Genomic DNA, 15,191 nt, shown 5'->3' on the forward strand with positions numbered 1-15,191 from the left:
CGGCCTTCAGGATCTGGCTAGGATCGCTCTTGCCAATCAAGTTGACGACTTCCACTTGCTCCCGGAAACGCGCCACGTCGAGCAGGCTGAGATTCTTTAAGATGGGTCGCCATGAGGCCGACTCCAACACCCGCATATCTGCGTCCACGCCTCTTTCTTTTAGGCTCAAAAACGCGTCTCCCGCCCGGTGGCCCTTCGCTTCCGTCCCCGCCAGAACGAGCCATCGCAGCCCAGGGTTCGCAATCATGTTGAGCACGACCTTCTCGATGCCAATGTTCTCGGTGTCGCACCGGCCCGCGATCGCGACTCCCGAGGCGTTCCGGCTTGCAAGCAGCGCGGGCAGTTCACGATCGGAAAGGGTGCAGACGGCCACCGAACCTTCTGCATCGCCAAGCGTGTAGTCTCCGGGATAGGGCGGCCAGGGAGCTTCCTTGACAATAGACCGCCGGTCCACGGGCAGGTCTTTCTCGGAAGGCGGGCCTCCCTCGCAGCCTCCCAACTCCACGCCCTCAAAGCTCTCGGCAAGCTTGATGGTCGCATCGGCACCCCAGCACTTCTTGCACCCGATGCAATCGTAGGCAAGGGGCTCCATCCTCACCTGTTGTTCGCGGATGAGCGACACGAGGTTCCCAATCTGTGTCTCCTCAGAAAGCCCGAATGCCGCTTCGGCTTGATCGAGAGCGGTCTTCATGCACCCGCACTTACGGCACTTCTTGAGCGCCATGCCGCGTTCGATTTCGGCGATGGCGGGCTGGGCGATCTTCGGGATCAAGCTATCCTTCATGGTCGGCAATCAGCTTCCGCCCCTCGTCGGCAAGCGAGTAGTAGACCATCTTCCCGTCGCTCCGGCGCTCTACCAGCGACAGGCTTCGAAGCAATCTCAATTGGTGTGATACAGCGGAAGGTGACCGGCCCAGCACGTGCCCGATATCGCAGACGCAAAGCTCCCCATAGGCCAGCGCCAGGAGAATCTTCAGCCGCCAAGGATCGCTCAAAGCGCCATGAAGCTCGGAGCGCCGACGAACCACGGCCTCATTGGGCAGCGAGGCCCTAATCTGGTCAACCAGCTCCACATTAAAGCAAGGAACCGGGCAAGTCTCAGCAAGGGCACTCGGTCGGGGCTCAGCAATACTCATATGAACGACTCTTCAAGTGATCAAACGAGACATGCGGGCAGCGAGTTCCGAAAGTAGCTACATTCCCCAACATCTTCGTCATTCAAGGGCGGTAACATATAAAGGATGGGTTATACGACAGCCCCCTCACCCGTAGAAATAGCTGCAAACCCCGCGCTTCAAGCCAAGCTGTTCCGAGGCTTTGGCGATACCTCCCGTCTTTCGATTCTCCAGACGCTGAGATTTGGCGAGCAGCCGGTTGGTGCAATCGTTCAGGCAACGGGACTCTCCCAGCCCAACGTCTCGGCGCATCTCGCGTGCCTTCGGGATTGCGGCCTCGTCGTCGGGCGGCAGGAGGGGAGGTCCGTCTATTACTCCCTTGCCGACGAGCGCATCGAGGACCTTTTTCTTCTGGCTCAGGACATCCTGGCGCGGATCGGCGGGCCCATTGGCGGGTGCCCGAGGTACGAAAAGTGAGCGCTACCTCGCTCGAAGCCGCTGTTCTCAGCCGGACCGCCAGGTTCACCTTTTGGAAATGGCTTTGGATCGGACTCGGCCTTGCATTGGTCGTCGGCATTCTGATTTGGCAGGCAATCGGCATGAGCGGCACGCCTGACCCAACCGCGCATGGGATAAGCCGAACATCGGCGGTCATGGGCAGCGCGATCCTGGTCTTCCGCGAGGGACTTGAGGCGATCTTGGTCCTTGCTGCTGTGACGGCGGGCCTCGCCCGCTATCGGCAGGGCTACTGGCCGCCCGTTCTGGCAGGGATCGGCGCGGCGCTCGCAGCAAGCATCGCCACTTGGTTTATCGCCATCGCCCTCATTGGCTCGGTCAACGCCTCGGAACTCGCAATTCAGGCGGGAACGGGCCTGCTTGCCATCGTCGTGCTGCTGGTCGTGATGAACTGGTTCTTCCACAAGCTCTATTGGACCGGCTGGATCTGCCATCACTGCAAGCGACGGGACCGCATCTTCGAGGAGCCGGGCGCTACCGCCTCACGCGTCTACTTGGGGCTCGCGTTGCTGGGCTTCACGGCGATCTACCGCGAGGGCTTTGAGATCGTGCTTTTCCTGCAAGACTTGCGGCTCAAGGCAGGCAGCGGCGTCGTCATGAACGGCGTCGGTTTCGGCTTGGTGCTGACTTCCGTGGTCGCCGCGCTCACCTTCACCGCGCACCGCCGCATGCCCTACAAGAAGATGCTGGTCTGGACTGGGATTCTGCTGGCGGGCGTGCTGATCGTGATGGTCGGAGAGAGCGCCCAGGAGATGCAGCTTGCCGGATGGCTCCCGACGCATCCGCTACCGCTTCCGATCCCGGACTGGATGGGAGTGTGGTTCGCGACGTTCCCCAACATCGAGGGCCTGGCCTCGCAGCTTCTCGCGGCCCTGCTCGTTGTGGGCTCATTCCTCTGGGTGCGGAGCAAGGTGCCGCGCACCAAGTCCGGCGAGCTCGTCACGGCCAAGTGCGAGGTGAGCCCTTGAGTCAGATTCTCATGAGCCTTTGGCGTGCCTTTCGGAGGCTGCTCGTCTTGCCCAGCCTGCTGAGTGCCCAGTGCTGCCGCCAGGAACACGTGCGCTCCAAAGAACAGAAGCTGGAGGGGGCTGGCATATCCGCACCAAAGGAGAGAGCGTATCGCAACACTCTTGCCCCTGGAAATTCGCGCTTCGCGTAAGCTCGTTCCTTCGCGCTCTTACTAGGAAGAGACCCAGTCGTCATGCCGGAAAGCACCTTCACTATCGAAGCCATGGATTGCCCCACCGAGGAGCAGATCATCCGCAACTGCTTCAAGGTCGTGAAGGAGGTCGAGAACCTGGAGTTCGACCTGATGAGCCGCAAGCTCACGGTCCGACACTGCTTCGCCGACGACAAGCCGCTTCTGAAAGCTCTGAAGTCCGTCGGGATGGAACCCAAGGCAAAAGGGGCCGACAAGCAAGAGCATGGTCCCGCCGTGCCCGTGAAAGAGCGCTGGCTCATGGGAATCTCGGGAGCCCTGGCCTTTGGGGCGGAAATCGCCTCATGGGTCACGGGCAAGGAAACGTCCTCGCCGGTGATTGCCGCCGCCGTCCTCTCAATCGTTCTTGGCGGGCGGACCACGATTCGGAAGGGCATCGTCTCCCTCAAGACCTTCACCCTGAACATCAACTTCCTCATGACCCTCGCCATCATTGGCGCGGTCTCGATAGGCGAATGGCCCGAGGCGGCAATGGTCACGTTTCTCTTCGGGGTCGCGGAGATGACCGAGGCTTTCTCGCTCGATAGGGCCCGCCATGCGATCCGGTCCCTCATGGAGCTTTCGCCCGAGCTTGCATGGGTGAAATCGGGTTCCGAATGGAAAGAGGTCCAAGCCTCGGAAGTTCAGGTCGGTCAAGTAGTGCGGGTTCGCCCCGGAGAGCGCATACCCCTCGACGGTCTCGTAGTTTCAGGCTCCTCGACCGTCAATGAAGCGCCGATCACCGGCGAAAGCATGCCGGTCTCCAAGTCGGAAGGCGCGAAGGTCTTTGCCGGAACCGTAAACGAGAAGGGATCGTTCGAATTCGAGGTAAGCGCCAACACGGACCAGACGACGCTCGCCCGGATTATCCGAGCCGTCCAACAAGCCCAAGGCCAAAAGGCGCCAACCCAACGGTTCGTCGACCAGTTTGCCAAGGTCTACACGCCGACGGTGGTGGTTCTGGCGATCCTCGTCGCCGCCTTGCCGTCCCTGCTGTTTTCTCAGCCCTTTGTTCCTTGGCTTTACAAGTCACTTGTGCTCTTGGTGATCGCCTGCCCTTGCGCGCTCGTCATTTCGACCCCGGTCACGGTCGTCAGCGCCTTGGCTTCGGCAGCTCGTCGAGGCATTCTGGTCAAGGGCGGGATCTACATGGAAGAGGGACGAAAGCTCACGACCATTGCGCTTGACAAGACCGGAACCATCACGTTCGGAAAGCCCAAAGTGACGGACATCGAGCCGCTGAATTCGGTTCCGAAGGACGAAGTGCTCCGGATTGCAGCAAGCCTAGAAGCTCTCTCTGAACACCCCGTTGCGTCGGCGATCATAGCGGCTTTCGAGGCAGAGCCCGCCAGAGTGGAGGGCTTCGATTCGATCACGGGGCGGGGCGTCAAAGGCACTGTAGGGGGCAAGATGTACTTCCTCGGCAACCACCGGCTCGCACATGAAGAGAACTACTGCAGTCCCGAGGTCGAGGCGAAGCTCGAACGCCTCGAAGAGCAGGGCAAAACGGTCGTGATTCTCGGGGATAGCGACCGCGCCCTTGGAGTCCTGGCTGTGGCAGACACCGAACGGGAGACGAGCATTGAGGCGATCCGGGAGCTTCACCGGCTCGGGGTCAAGACCCTGATGCTGACCGGGGACAACTCTCGCACCGCGAAGGCAATCGCGGCGCAAGTCGGGATCGACGACGCACGTGGAGACCTCTTGCCGGAGGACAAGCTCCGCATCATCGAGGAGCTAGCGAAAGAGGGCCGGCACGTCGGCATGGTTGGCGACGGCATCAACGATGCACCGGCCCTGGCCAAGGCGAACATCGGCTTCGCGATGGGCGCTGCGGGAACCGATACTGCGATCGAGACCGCCGACGTGGCGCTCATGCACGACGACCTTCGCAAGGTCCCCGAATTCATCCGCTTGAGCCGCAAGGCAAGCCGCGTCCTGCGGCAGAACATCGCGATCGCGCTTGGGATCAAGGTTGTGTTCTTTGGCTTGGCGTTCTTTGGAGTCGCGACGCTTTGGATGGCGGTCTTCGCCGACATGGGCGCGAGCCTGATCGTGGTCGGCAACGGGCTAAGGCTCCTTCGGACTCCGAATGGCAGCTGAACCCATCAGATCATCGTGAAACCTCTGCTTGAGGTCCAAATCCGTAGCAGTCACTACGAGGATCAAGCCTAGTTCGAAGATCATGATCGGGTGCGAGAAAGTCGTGGCTCGAAAGTTAATCGGCTTCACCTGCAAGAGTGACGCTGAGGCGGCCGGACTCGGCGAGCACGGGGTTGCTGTGCGCCCGGATCACGGCCCATCCTGCACGAAGAAGAAGTCCTCCCCGATAGTCGGCGTCTTCACTTCAGTGCGACGCAGCGCTCGGTCCTGCGCTGCCGGTCGGCGCGAAGGCCATGCGGATACCCATCGAGCTGCAGCTGTATCGGCCCCTGGCCTTCTCGGCGCAATACTCCGGAACCAACTCGCTTCCGGAGTGTTGCGGAGGACGCCTACCTCCCGATCATCACCCGCCGGGCGGTGAGGACGCCCGTGCCGGGATCATAGACACCCGAAACCATCACGAACGCGCCCTGCGCCAGGTCCGCAAAAGCCGCATTGCCGCCCATCATGCCGCCGCCCATGCCTCCCGTTCGGAAGACCGTGTTCGCGTCCGTCTGAACCGTCAGGGAAGTGCCGCCCGGCTGGAAGTGCTCGGTCCAGGCGGGGGTCATCGTGAAGCGCAGCGCGCCCGCGTCGATCGCATCAACCGATCCCTGCGCCCCGGCGTGATCGTACTGGCCGCCCTGGGCGGTCTCGATCCGGACGATGTTGGCGGTGAGGGTCATGGCGGCGGGGTCCATCGCGCCCTGGACCTCGACGCGCTGGCCGTTGGCGAGGGTCGCACCCGCGCCGTTCTCGCCGAAGATCTCTGTGGAGGCATCGAGGAGGACCCTGACGCCCCGCATCGGGCCCATCATCATGCCGCCGCCCATGGTGAGGTCGAAGCTGACGCCGGGCACGAGGTTGGCGACCGTGCCTTCGAGGTCGCCTCGTCGCTGCATCATGCCGAAGCGCCCTGAGTCCATGGGGAGGACCGACATGCGGACCTTGCCGCCCATCATCTGGAAGCCGGCCAGGTCGAAATCAATGGCCATGTTGGCCATCTGGCCCATGCCGACGGAGAGGGGCATGTTCATGGTGAAGGTGAATTTTCCGCCGAAAGCCGTGCCGCCGGTGGGATCGACGGGGACATCGCTGGGCACGTTGCCGACTTTGGTGACGAGATGGAACTGGTCGCCGATGGTGACTCTCGCCTTGGTGTATTGGCCCGAAGCCATGCTCATCGCGCCCATGAACTGCGCGGTGTTCGAGAGCGTGCAGAGGTTCATCGGCGTGCCGCTCGTGCTGTCGAAGACGGTTTGATAGTCGGTTCCGTCGGCGGACGCCTCGACCCGGTAGAGGGTCATCCATACTTGGTTGTAGTCGCCTCCGAAATCGTCGCCGATGAAGACGCCGACGGTTCCTCCCCCGCCGATTCCGCCGCCGCCGCAGCCGGCGATCAGTGCGCCGAAGGCAAATAGGGCAGCCGCCAGTATGAGCAGTCCGCGAGCGATTGAATTCAGTTTCATTTCGAGCACCTAGATAAAGTCTACGAAAGGCGAAGAGTGATCGTGGGCTTCGCCTCACGCTGTGCTTCGAGTGTTTCATGAACGAGGAACACCGTTGTATGCGCGGGATCATAGGGAGCGCACTTATTGGAGCTTCCAGTCAGGCCCATCATCCAGAATCCTGGGTCCAGATGCGCAGGAAGATGCTTGGCGACGTATGTGGTGGCGCGTCGGCGGTCTTTGCGATTGTGAAGTCATTCTATACCTTACAGAAAAGTACATGATAGGAATCATGGAACTTGTATCATAATAGGATCGTTACGTGACATAGAGGCTGCAAGGCATTGAAGCCAACATCACTGAAGCTACCGTTCGCTTTGCTAGTGGCACTGGCGCTGCTTGCGCCGGTGTTTGTGGGCAAGGCTTGCGGAGTTTGCGCGGTCCCGATGCAGGGAAATGCATCGCACCGTGCCGAGCTTCAGGCCCTCAAATCGGATTGTGATCAGACCGATCTGATGCATGGGAAATCCTGCTGCGGCAAAGGCGCAAAGTGCCAGTGTTCAGTGCGGCCGGCCCCGAATTCAGTCCCGCTTACGGCAGCCGCAACGGCTTCCATTCCCAATGGGATCTCGATTGCCGCGCTCCCCCAGCCCCTCGAGCTTCCCCAGCAAGCCCTACCGACGACGCAGTCCGTTGTCCATTCGTCGGATTCAAGTCCGCCTCACGACTTAGGCCATGTTCCCGATCTTGGCCGTGCACCTCCGGCTGTCTGAGAACCGCCACTTGAGCCTTTAGCTCGCGTGTGCCCTCAACGTTCTCACCCCAAGACATCCCGGAGGTCATCATGTTTCAAAGACTTCGCGACGCATGGTCCAATCTGTGCAACCTACAAAAGCTGTTCTATGGAAGTCCCGCGTTCCGCGCCGTTGGCAACAGCGTCGCCGGGTACCTCACTCGCCCCTCGCCATCAGCTTGGGAGCTGTTTTACAAGGAAGATGAACAACCTTCCTCAAATGGTAGCGTGTCGACGCTTGGCCATCAGCCTAGTGCCCAAAGTTGGACACGGCTTCACTTTCATCGGGACCTGCCTTCCCACGACGGCGATTTCGAACCGCTAACAAGCCGAGCCGAGCCGATCTACTCCCACCGGATTGGGGTGTTGGGCTCCACCGCCACAGAATTCAGTCCATCGGTGGCGGACGCTTGTTTCCGGCTTGGCAAGGCCGTTGCAAGGTCCGAGGCCTGCCTGCTGACTGGCGCATGCCCGGGGCTACCCCATCTTGTGGTTCTTGGCGCCAAAGCGGAAGGCGGCCACGTCATCGGCATTTCCCCCGCGACCAGGCTCCGGGAACACGCCGGAAAGTACGAGTCGCCGTTTAAGGAATACGACGCCATGGTCTACACGGGCCTTGGCGTCTCCGGCAGCGAGCTGATCACTATTCGCAGCAGCGACATCGTGATTCTCGTCGGCGGCCGCTCGGACACACCCAACGAGTTCGCGGCCGCATATCAAGAAGGCAAGCTCATCGGAGTGCTGATGGGGGTGGACGGTCACACCGCATCGCTTCCCAAGCTGGAACCTCATCTCGACAAGACCACAGGCGCGCACGTGCTCTACGACGGCGTGCCTGAGCGGCTGGTCGAGCGACTCATCGCGCAAAGGGAGATTGGTGAGTCTCTCTTCGTGTCTTCACCCAGGAAGTGAGGTGCGAGGAATGAGACCCATGGCCCCTTTGCGAAGCGGACGGCGACATCACAGAGTTGTGATTGTGCCATCGGCGCCTGAGTTCGTCCCAGGCATGGCCGAGCCGTATGTCGAGGACCATCACGTTGCGGACGAATGCTGTTGGCCGACTCCCAAAGAGGTGAAGTTTGCCAGACTGCTTCCCGCATCTGCGGTCTCACCCCATCCTATTTCCTGTCCCTCCCCCAAGCCCCCGGGTCGTTCGGCAAAGACGCTGGGCGGCCCGGCCCTACCTACAGTGCTTTTCCCGCAATGGGCAAGGCAAGAACAGCTAGCAGCTCCGATGCTGCGGCTCCGGAGATCAAGCAAATGAAACGACAGATTACTATTATCGTCCTTGGCGGGATTGCCGCCCTCTCGATCTATGCCTTCACTGCACCGTCACCCCAAGGCTGTGGCAATCACGGCGGCGCGATGCAACACGAGGAGCACCAAGCCCAGAAACCCTCGAAAGCAAAGATCGTCAAGGGCGTCCAGGTCGCAACGATCAAGGTGGATTCCGGCAAGTATTCCCCATCGTCGATCGCGGTCGTGAGGGACAAGCCGGTCGAGCTCACCTTCAAGTTGGGGCGCAAACCAGGATGCGCGAGCGAATTGGTCATCGAAGACCTCAAGTTCCGCGAGACGATCGACCCTAAGAAGGGGACCATTGTCAAGTTCACGCCAAGCAAGGAGGGCGCCATCAAGTTCGCTTGTGGCATGGGAATGCAGAGCGGCACGATCATCGTCCAGTGACATCGCCGGTCCCGTAAGCCCGTGTGCGGGACCACAGGACCTAACCCCGACTGGAGGTGCAGATGTGAAATCGACATTAAGAACTATCATCGGCGTCGCTGCGGTCCTCACTGCCAGCGCTCTCCCCACTTACGTCCTCGCGCAAGATCCGCAGAACACGATCATCGAGCGAATGGAGCTCGAACAGGCGGATGTGCGCGAGGCGCTGAAGATCCTGTTCAAGCAGGTTGGCGATGTCTCCTACAGCATCGATCCTGCCGTGCAAGGCACTGTTACCGTGAGCCTGAAGAAGGTGCCGTTCGAAACGGCTCTTCAGCACATCCTCAAGCAGGTCGACGCGACCTATCGGCGCGAAGGCCCGATCTACACGATCATCAAACGGGAAACGGAGGTCATACCGAAGTCCGAGACCCAATCGACCCCCAATGCGCCAACTGCCAAGAACCCCATTCGGCGAATCAAGATTCGTTCAGCCGACCCGCTCTTCATCATGTTGATGCTCCAGGGAACCCAGTCTACGCGGATTTATCCCGAAATGAGCTCGCTGTTTAACTCTCGTAGAGGCGGCGGCAATGGAGGCGGCTACGGCGGCGGAGGCTATGGCGGTGGAGGCTACGGCGGCTTCGGAGGCGGTGGCTTCGGAGGTGGCGGCTTCGGAGGCGGTGGATTCGGCGGCGGAGGCTTCGGAGGCGGCGGCTTCGGCGGCGGTGGCTTCGGCGGCGGCGGTTATGGAGGTGGCCGCGGCTTCTAAGAAGGACACTCGAAGCCATACGTGGAACGGGCCGGTTCCCAGGCCCGTTCCAAAGTCCCCAACGGCATCGCCCAAAGGAGGATTATGTGAAACGCGTCAACGCAACCTACATCGCCCTGCTATTTGTTGTCGGGCAGGTTCTTCCGCTTCTCTCGACGCCCGCGATCGCCCAGCACCCCGAGCAATGCTCCGGATGCGCAAACTGCGAAATGCAAACGGCACCGAGAGCGAAGAAGAGCGGCCAAGTGCAACAGGCAACCATCGTCATCGAGGAGCGTCAATTCAACCCGGCTGATATCGTCGTCGAGCCAAACGTTCCTGTGGAACTCACTTTCAACCGGAATGGCTTCTGGGAGTGTTCGGACCAGGTTTTCATTCCTGACCTGCGCGTCCGCAAGTCCCTTGAGACTGGCCAGAAGGTCACTGTCAAATTCACGCCGACTAAGCTCGGTGTGATCCCCTTTACGTGCGGCACAGGCAGGCTCAAGGGGAAGATCCTTGTAGAGACTCCCGACGCCAACACCTTGACCAGAGATCTCTCATGCACTGGAGGATTGCAGTGAAAACCAAGCACTTGTCATTCCTCTTCGCAATGTTCGCATTCCTTGTCGTCGGCTGCGGCGGCGCGAGTATGGGTATGGACGATGCTCTCCGATCTTCATTCGAAGGACAGTGGGTCGGCACGTACGATTCGCAGTCCGGCGGAGCCAACGGCACACTGAACCTGGCGATCGATGCGGGCGGCCGGGTCGCCGGTACGATGCACGACGACGTCGCGAGCAACGACGCAACGGTGTCGGGCGTGGTAGCCAGCGACGGCGGAATGAACGTCGAGGCAAGGTTTCCCGACCAACTGACGTGCTCCCTGAGCGGGCTGATGATGCTCAACCAGGCTGGGCACACCAGCGGCTGCCATGAACTCGGACACATGGTAGGGAACGTCATCCTGCACATGGGGCCGGGCAACTATGAGACGGTGGTCCATTTGACTCCGCGCAAACAGCGCTCAGACCAGGAGGCGAGGTTCATCGTCACGGCTTACCACCACTGGATGAAATGTCGCGATATAGAGAGACCGTGCCAAGAGGAGGTCGCTTGAAATGCTTTCAATAGCCTTAGCGCTGCTGCTCACCGAGACCCCCCTATCGCAAGGCGAAATTGTCTTTCGCTCAGCTGCGCCTTCAGTGTGCCGCATTGAGACGCGGACAGCGACGGAGGGAAGCATCGGCTCAGGATTTGTGCTGGCCAAAGACCGTGTCGCGACGGCTTGGCACGTGGTTTGGGATGCTGAGGAGATCTGGCTCAGTTTTCCCGGCCAAGTAAAGAAGATGGCCAAAGTCGTCGACGCGAATAGTAAGGCTGACCTCGCCATCCTCGCCATAGAAGACGCGCCAAAGCCGTTACAGAACAACCGGAAGAGGCCGGAACCGGGCGAGACCCTCTACGCGATCGGAGCCCCAAAGGACCTAACAGGATCGATCGTCGAAGGCCTCATGAGCCAGGCGCGGGCGGTCAATGGGGTGACGGTCTACCAGATATCCAATCCGGTGACCCACGGATACAGCGGAGGGCCGGTGCTCAACAAATCGGGCCAGGTTGTGGGAATGGTGAGCTGGGGTTATGCGGGAGAGGGAAGCCTGAATTTCGCGGTACCCGTTGCAACCATTCTCGGGTCGAGCCTGACGGAGACGCCGACGCCAATTGGAGATTTCCGCGAAAAGAGAATGGCGAATCTTTTATCGCTTCAGTGCAAGTGGAAGAAAGGCGACGAGTTCACTCAAGAGACGAAGACTTCCATTTCCGTCGACAGCAAAGTCGTCGATCGCGGATTGAGCCTCCACAAAGAGGAGGTGATTGATGCGCAGCCGGTGGGAGGAGCGACCGTTCGCACGACTTTTACGAAATACCTGTCCATCGATCCGAAAGGAGCGGAAACCCAGCGGCCATTGCCGGAACCCAAGACCTCGATGCACCACCCGCTGCCGGGTTTCAAGCCGGAGGCCGCCGACAACGTTCCGCCCGATATGCAGACGGAGATGGCCCGGTTCTCTCGAATCAGCCAGATCTACCGCGCCGAAGACCTGGGCGGGATCGTAAAGGAGGGCCAATCCTGGTCCGTCGAGATTCCAAAGGCGACGGGCACCCGGTTCATCCCGGCGGTGAGATTCGAGGGTAAGTTCCTTGGCTTCGAGACATTCAGGGGAGTAAGAACCGCCAAGCTCCAATTTGAAGCAACGGAGAAGGAAGGGGGCCGCCCAATGAGCGCGGTCCGCACGGTTTGGTACGGCCCTGGGCTGGTCGAACTGCGACAGCTTCACGACATGAAGAACGTTCCAACGCCGTTTGGGATCGCGGATGCCTTGGTGGACACGAATTTGGTCTTATGGCGGTTTGCCCCAAAGTCGTTCCTCCCTTCGACTGGTGGCGAGAAGCAATGAGGGCGTGAGGACAGAAAAATGCCAATCGTCATTACTTTCCACCTGAAAGGCGCCGGGCCCGCAACAAGAAACCGGATGCAGTGCTTCTTCGAACGATTGGGCTGGCAGAACTTGGGTGGCTCCGCCTTTCGGTATCCAAAGTTGGCCGACCAACGACAAAACCCGATGGAGGATTGGTTTAACCACGTGATTCCAGCTCTGATGCTGTTGCGAAGCGCAGTCTTGAATCAAAACCTGCAAATGACCAAGTTCACCATAGATGTTCAATCATCGACAGGCTTTGAACTTGGCGCCCATGGCTCCCCGCCGATGTCTGTTGGCGCCGAAGATCTGTTTCGGCCGTCGACCATTGAATTTGGAGAGCAGAAGCTCGTTGATTGGATAAATGGGATTGGATACCCATACGCACCTGATATCACACGAGCCTCTGCCGACCCAGAATCCACAAAACGGGGGCCTTCCTGAACGCCTCTGGGCGCCATCAAAGCCTCGCGCAACACGGCTTGCCCTGGCGGGTCAATCCTGAGCCTGGGCAGAATCAAACGCACAATAGGAGCAAGACAATGAAGAGAGCCCTAAAGAAGGCCGCAATATCGGCGGCATTCCTCCTCAACCTCGGCCTCCTCGCCGCGAGCGCTTCGGCGCAATGCGGCGGGGGCGGCTACTCATATGGCGGCTACGGCTATGGCGGCTCCGGCCTTTCCTTCGGATATGGCTCCAGCCACTGGCGCCGCTATGACTTTGGCACCGTCCACGGCTTCGGCTACGGCGGCTACGGCTACTGGTATCCCAGCGCCCGAAGGGGCTTTGGCCGTCACGGATACGGTTGGTAATGGCAGCCCCCTCTCTGCTCGGCGGACCGGAATCCTCAGGCCGCCGGGCCACTCGTTTGACGGCACCGGATGGATTCGGCACGCTAGACACGATAGTGCCGCCTAGGCCGGTCTCCGTGTCTGGGCGGTGAGAATCATGACGGTCTCACCGCCTTTATTCAAGTCTGTGCCCATAGTCAGAGCCTACGGAGCGATCAGTAGCCATTCATTCCAGGACGTTTCCGCCGCAAAGCGCATCAGAGAGTAGTCCAAGCCCGTCGTGCCTGAATTGAACGTGGTGGCCGATGAAAAGTCGACCGAAACGCCGTGGCTGTTGGGCGAATTCGCGTTGTGGCCCTCCCAAACGACGGCGTTGGCGAGCGCCGAGCGCACGTTAGTGGCCGCCAATTGGACAGAGGGGATGCCGATCTGCTGATTGATCAGGTCGCAAACGTGGTCCAGATCGCGGTAGACCCGAGAGGCCGTGGGGCTGTAGCTTTGGGAGGTCGAGCGAATCGAGATGATCTGCTGACCAATGGTTGCGACGTTTGCCGAAAGCTGCGTTCCAAGGGCATCAGCCGCGGAGGCCAGAGCCGGCAGCTTGGCCGTGTCGATCACACTTTGCGTGATCTTGCGGCTCGCGTATGAAGGGACTGCCAGCATTCCGTCCACGAACGCCTTCGATAGGTTCTTGGTGGATTCCGAGTCACGGTCCCGAAACTCTCGAAAGATCAAGTCGTAAGGATAACCCTCTCCAGGAGGGCTCTCTTCGCTGCCGGCGACAAACTGCGCGTGATCCTGAATCTCATATGCGACCTCCAGCATCTGCATCAGGCTGGCATCCCAGGCGACAATGTCGAAGCGCGTGTCGCCGAGCGCCTGAGCGAGTTCCGATATCTGGATCGAATTGCCCGTCTGATCGTCATAGCTGACGGCTCGGCTCGGCTCTTCAAGCCCCCTGCGCCATCCATTTCCATGGTTCCAGATCACAAGGCAGTACCGGTCGGCTGGGTAGTAGGTTTTCGCCCAATTGATGAAGCCCAGCATCGTCTCGGGCCGTCCCATATCGACGCCGGTTCCCATATCCTGAAGCAGTTCGCTGGCGATCGCGGTCGAGGTGTTGAACTTGACCAAATAGCGTCTAGTCCCGTCAAACGAGGACTGAGGGTAGATGTCCTTGGACTGCTTCCACTGAATGACGAAGCGCACCTGATCGTTATTGGCGACCTTCTCTATCTGGTTCACGTTGAGGTCGCTGAACGTGTAGAGATCATTGGCCGCGTTCAGATATACGATGACCGTCCACTTGGTGCGAGTGGCGGTGAACGGCGTCACGGTGAAGACGGCACTGCCATTGATCGCCTGAGGCACGTACGTTGCACGTACCGATCCTTGGCCCTCCGACTCTCCAAGCACTAGGCCGTTCTCGTTCACACTCGCAGTTCCGCCAAGCGTCGTCCAGGAGAGGCTGCCCAGTTCAGTGAAGACGGCCTGCGCCCCGGAGTTGTAAGGCGTCGCATAGAACTGCTTGCTGTGTTGCACTTCCAGGCTGATCTGTTGCGGATTGACGGTGAGGCTCGCGACGTCGAGGCCGACCGCCGTGCGGAAGCGGGACTGGAGGCCAACGTCGACCCAGGCGTCGAGTTCTCCCGTCTGCGTCCCGCCCAAATCCCGCTGGGAGAAAAGCTCCACGTGAAGATGAAACAGCCCTTCTCCAGTGGCGCTCAGCCCAGAGGATTGCAGCCCGTTCGTGTCTTGGTTCACGATTTTGGAGTCAACGAGGCGACCCGTGGAATCGAGTAGCTGCACACGCTGGGAAAGACCCGTCACGCCTCGGCCTCGTGACGACCAATCGGTTTCATAGGTCAAGCTCTTGCTTCCGCCGTTCCCACCCCCGCACGAGGATATTGCAGCGCAGAGCAGGACGATGGCCAGAAACCGAACCAAGGAATTGGAGGTGCACATGACAATTTCGGCTGATTGATCGGAATCATGAATTGTAGTCCATACAAGCGTCCTCGCGTCCGCCGGAGCATTAGCCGATACGGATGGCAGCTGCCGCGCCCCTTCATGCCCGACGGACCGAGGGCCCCAGGTACGCTGGGCAACAGCGTGAGGTGGCCGCATGGTGCGCGTTATCACACCAATACCGACGGCGAGGGAGACGCGGTCTTAGGTGAGGAAATATGACAAGGAACATAGACATCCCTTGTACCCAAGCCCATTATGATGCAAAGGACACAGAACCGGATGCCGGAACTAATGCGGCGTTCGGACAGTTAAAGTGAAACG

16 protein-coding genes are annotated in these 15,191 nt (G+C 60.0%); 11 read left to right on the plus strand and 5 right to left on the minus strand.

Annotated features, from left to right (window positions below; translation table 11 throughout):
- Both HZC36_05500 and HZC36_05505 read right to left on the minus strand, forming a co-directional pair.
- A partial coding sequence (locus HZC36_05500) for a hypothetical protein (protein MBI5706427.1) occupies positions 1 to 784 on the minus strand: 784 nt, incomplete at its 3' end.
- Positions 774 to 1,136 (minus strand): winged helix-turn-helix transcriptional regulator, encoded by a 363-nt coding sequence (locus HZC36_05505; GenBank protein MBI5706428.1) that lies wholly within the window; start codon positions 1,134 to 1,136, stop codon positions 774 to 776. The genes HZC36_05500 and HZC36_05505, both read right to left, overlap by 11 nt.
- Positions 1,137 to 1,241: 105 nt before the next feature.
- On the opposite strand from HZC36_05505, the gene HZC36_05510 reads away from it, so the two are divergent.
- The 3 genes from HZC36_05510 (at position 1,242) to cadA (ending at position 4,932) form a co-directional block, all read left to right on the plus strand.
- Positions 1,242 to 1,592: a helix-turn-helix transcriptional regulator gene (locus HZC36_05510; protein MBI5706429.1), complete on the plus strand. Its 351-nt coding sequence runs from the start codon at positions 1,242 to 1,244 to the stop codon at positions 1,590 to 1,592.
- Between the two features lie 101 nt (positions 1,593 to 1,693).
- Positions 1,694 to 2,599 carry an FTR1 family protein gene (locus HZC36_05515; GenBank protein MBI5706430.1) on the plus strand — a complete coding sequence of 302 codons (906 nt, stop codon included), beginning with the start codon at positions 1,694 to 1,696 and terminating at the stop codon, positions 2,597 to 2,599.
- A 233-nt stretch (positions 2,600 to 2,832) separates the two neighbouring features.
- Positions 2,833 to 4,932, plus strand: a complete 2,100-nt coding sequence (cadA, locus tag HZC36_05520; protein MBI5706431.1) for a cadmium-translocating P-type ATPase — start codon at positions 2,833 to 2,835, stop codon at positions 4,930 to 4,932.
- A 389-nt stretch (positions 4,933 to 5,321) separates the two neighbouring features.
- On the opposite strand, the gene HZC36_05525 is transcribed toward cadA, so the two are convergent.
- Together HZC36_05525 and HZC36_05530 are read right to left on the minus strand one after the other, a co-directional pair.
- Complete coding sequence (locus HZC36_05525) at positions 5,322 to 6,440, minus strand: DUF4382 domain-containing protein (GenBank protein ID MBI5706432.1); 1,119 nt, start codon at positions 6,438 to 6,440, stop codon at positions 5,322 to 5,324.
- Positions 6,441 to 6,799: 359 nt separating this feature from the next.
- Positions 6,800 to 6,940, minus strand: coding sequence for a hypothetical protein (locus tag HZC36_05530; protein ID MBI5706433.1), 141 nt, complete (start codon positions 6,938 to 6,940; stop codon positions 6,800 to 6,802).
- A gap of 323 nt (positions 6,941 to 7,263) precedes the next feature.
- Between HZC36_05530 and HZC36_05535 the strand changes: the two genes are divergently transcribed.
- From HZC36_05535 to HZC36_05570, 8 genes are all read left to right on the plus strand, one after another.
- Positions 7,264 to 8,124 (plus strand): LOG family protein, encoded by an 861-nt coding sequence (locus HZC36_05535; GenBank protein MBI5706434.1) that lies wholly within the window; start codon positions 7,264 to 7,266, stop codon positions 8,122 to 8,124.
- Between the two features lie 348 nt (positions 8,125 to 8,472).
- Positions 8,473 to 8,898, plus strand: coding sequence for a cupredoxin domain-containing protein (locus HZC36_05540; protein MBI5706435.1), 426 nt, complete (start codon positions 8,473 to 8,475; stop codon positions 8,896 to 8,898).
- 64 nt (positions 8,899 to 8,962) lie between these two features.
- On the plus strand, positions 8,963 to 9,649 hold the full coding sequence (locus HZC36_05545; GenBank protein MBI5706436.1) for a hypothetical protein: 687 nt from the start codon (positions 8,963 to 8,965) through the stop codon (positions 9,647 to 9,649).
- 86 nt (positions 9,650 to 9,735) lie between these two features.
- The gene (locus HZC36_05550; protein ID MBI5706437.1) at positions 9,736 to 10,212 is read left to right on the plus strand and encodes a cupredoxin domain-containing protein; all 477 of its coding nucleotides are present in this window, start codon (positions 9,736 to 9,738) and stop codon (positions 10,210 to 10,212) included.
- A complete protein-coding gene (locus HZC36_05555; GenBank protein ID MBI5706438.1) occupies positions 10,209 to 10,748 on the plus strand; it encodes a hypothetical protein in 540 nt (179 codons plus the stop codon). Before HZC36_05550 ends, HZC36_05555 begins: the two co-directional genes overlap by 4 nt.
- Before the next feature lies 1 nt (position 10,749).
- Positions 10,750 to 12,087, plus strand: a complete 1,338-nt coding sequence (locus HZC36_05560; GenBank protein MBI5706439.1) for a serine protease — start codon at positions 10,750 to 10,752, stop codon at positions 12,085 to 12,087.
- A gap of 18 nt (positions 12,088 to 12,105) precedes the next feature.
- Positions 12,106 to 12,552 (plus strand): hypothetical protein, encoded by a 447-nt coding sequence (locus HZC36_05565; GenBank protein MBI5706440.1) that lies wholly within the window; start codon positions 12,106 to 12,108, stop codon positions 12,550 to 12,552.
- Between the two features lie 98 nt (positions 12,553 to 12,650).
- Positions 12,651 to 12,920: a hypothetical protein gene (locus HZC36_05570; protein MBI5706441.1), complete on the plus strand. Its 270-nt coding sequence runs from the start codon at positions 12,651 to 12,653 to the stop codon at positions 12,918 to 12,920.
- Positions 12,921 to 13,103: 183 nt separating this feature from the next.
- Here HZC36_05570 and HZC36_05575 read toward each other — a convergent pair whose 3' ends face one another.
- The gene (locus HZC36_05575; protein MBI5706442.1) at positions 13,104 to 14,663 is read right to left on the minus strand and encodes a hypothetical protein; all 1,560 of its coding nucleotides are present in this window, start codon (positions 14,661 to 14,663) and stop codon (positions 13,104 to 13,106) included.
- Positions 14,664 to 15,191: the final 528 nt, after the last annotated feature.

The organism is Armatimonadota bacterium, from assembly GCA_016223145.1.
GTDB lineage: Bacteria > Armatimonadota > Fimbriimonadia > Fimbriimonadales > Fimbriimonadaceae > Nitrosymbiomonas.

Bases quoted from the DNA above. Each gene is read 5' to 3' on its own strand.
- HZC36_05525 (MBI5706432.1), bottom strand. From the start codon at position 6,440: ATGAAACTGAATTCAATCGCTCGCGGACTGCTCATACTGGCGGCTGCC.
- HZC36_05560 (MBI5706439.1), top strand. From the start codon at position 10,750: ATGCTTTCAATAGCCTTAGCGCTGCTGCTCACCGAGACCCCCCTATCG.
- HZC36_05510 (MBI5706429.1), top strand. From the start codon at position 1,242: ATGGGTTATACGACAGCCCCCTCACCCGTAGAAATAGCTGCAAACCCC.
- HZC36_05570 (MBI5706441.1), top strand. From the start codon at position 12,651: ATGAAGAGAGCCCTAAAGAAGGCCGCAATATCGGCGGCATTCCTCCTC.
- HZC36_05530 (MBI5706433.1), bottom strand. From the start codon at position 6,940: ATGCATCAGATCGGTCTGATCACAATCCGATTTGAGGGCCTGAAGCTC.
- HZC36_05535 (MBI5706434.1), top strand. From the start codon at position 7,264: ATGTTTCAAAGACTTCGCGACGCATGGTCCAATCTGTGCAACCTACAA.
- HZC36_05505 (MBI5706428.1), bottom strand. From the start codon at position 1,136: ATGAGTATTGCTGAGCCCCGACCGAGTGCCCTTGCTGAGACTTGCCCG.
- HZC36_05565 (MBI5706440.1), top strand. From the start codon at position 12,106: ATGCCAATCGTCATTACTTTCCACCTGAAAGGCGCCGGGCCCGCAACA.
- HZC36_05540 (MBI5706435.1), top strand. From the start codon at position 8,473: ATGAAACGACAGATTACTATTATCGTCCTTGGCGGGATTGCCGCCCTC.
- cadA (MBI5706431.1), top strand. From the start codon at position 2,833: ATGCCGGAAAGCACCTTCACTATCGAAGCCATGGATTGCCCCACCGAG.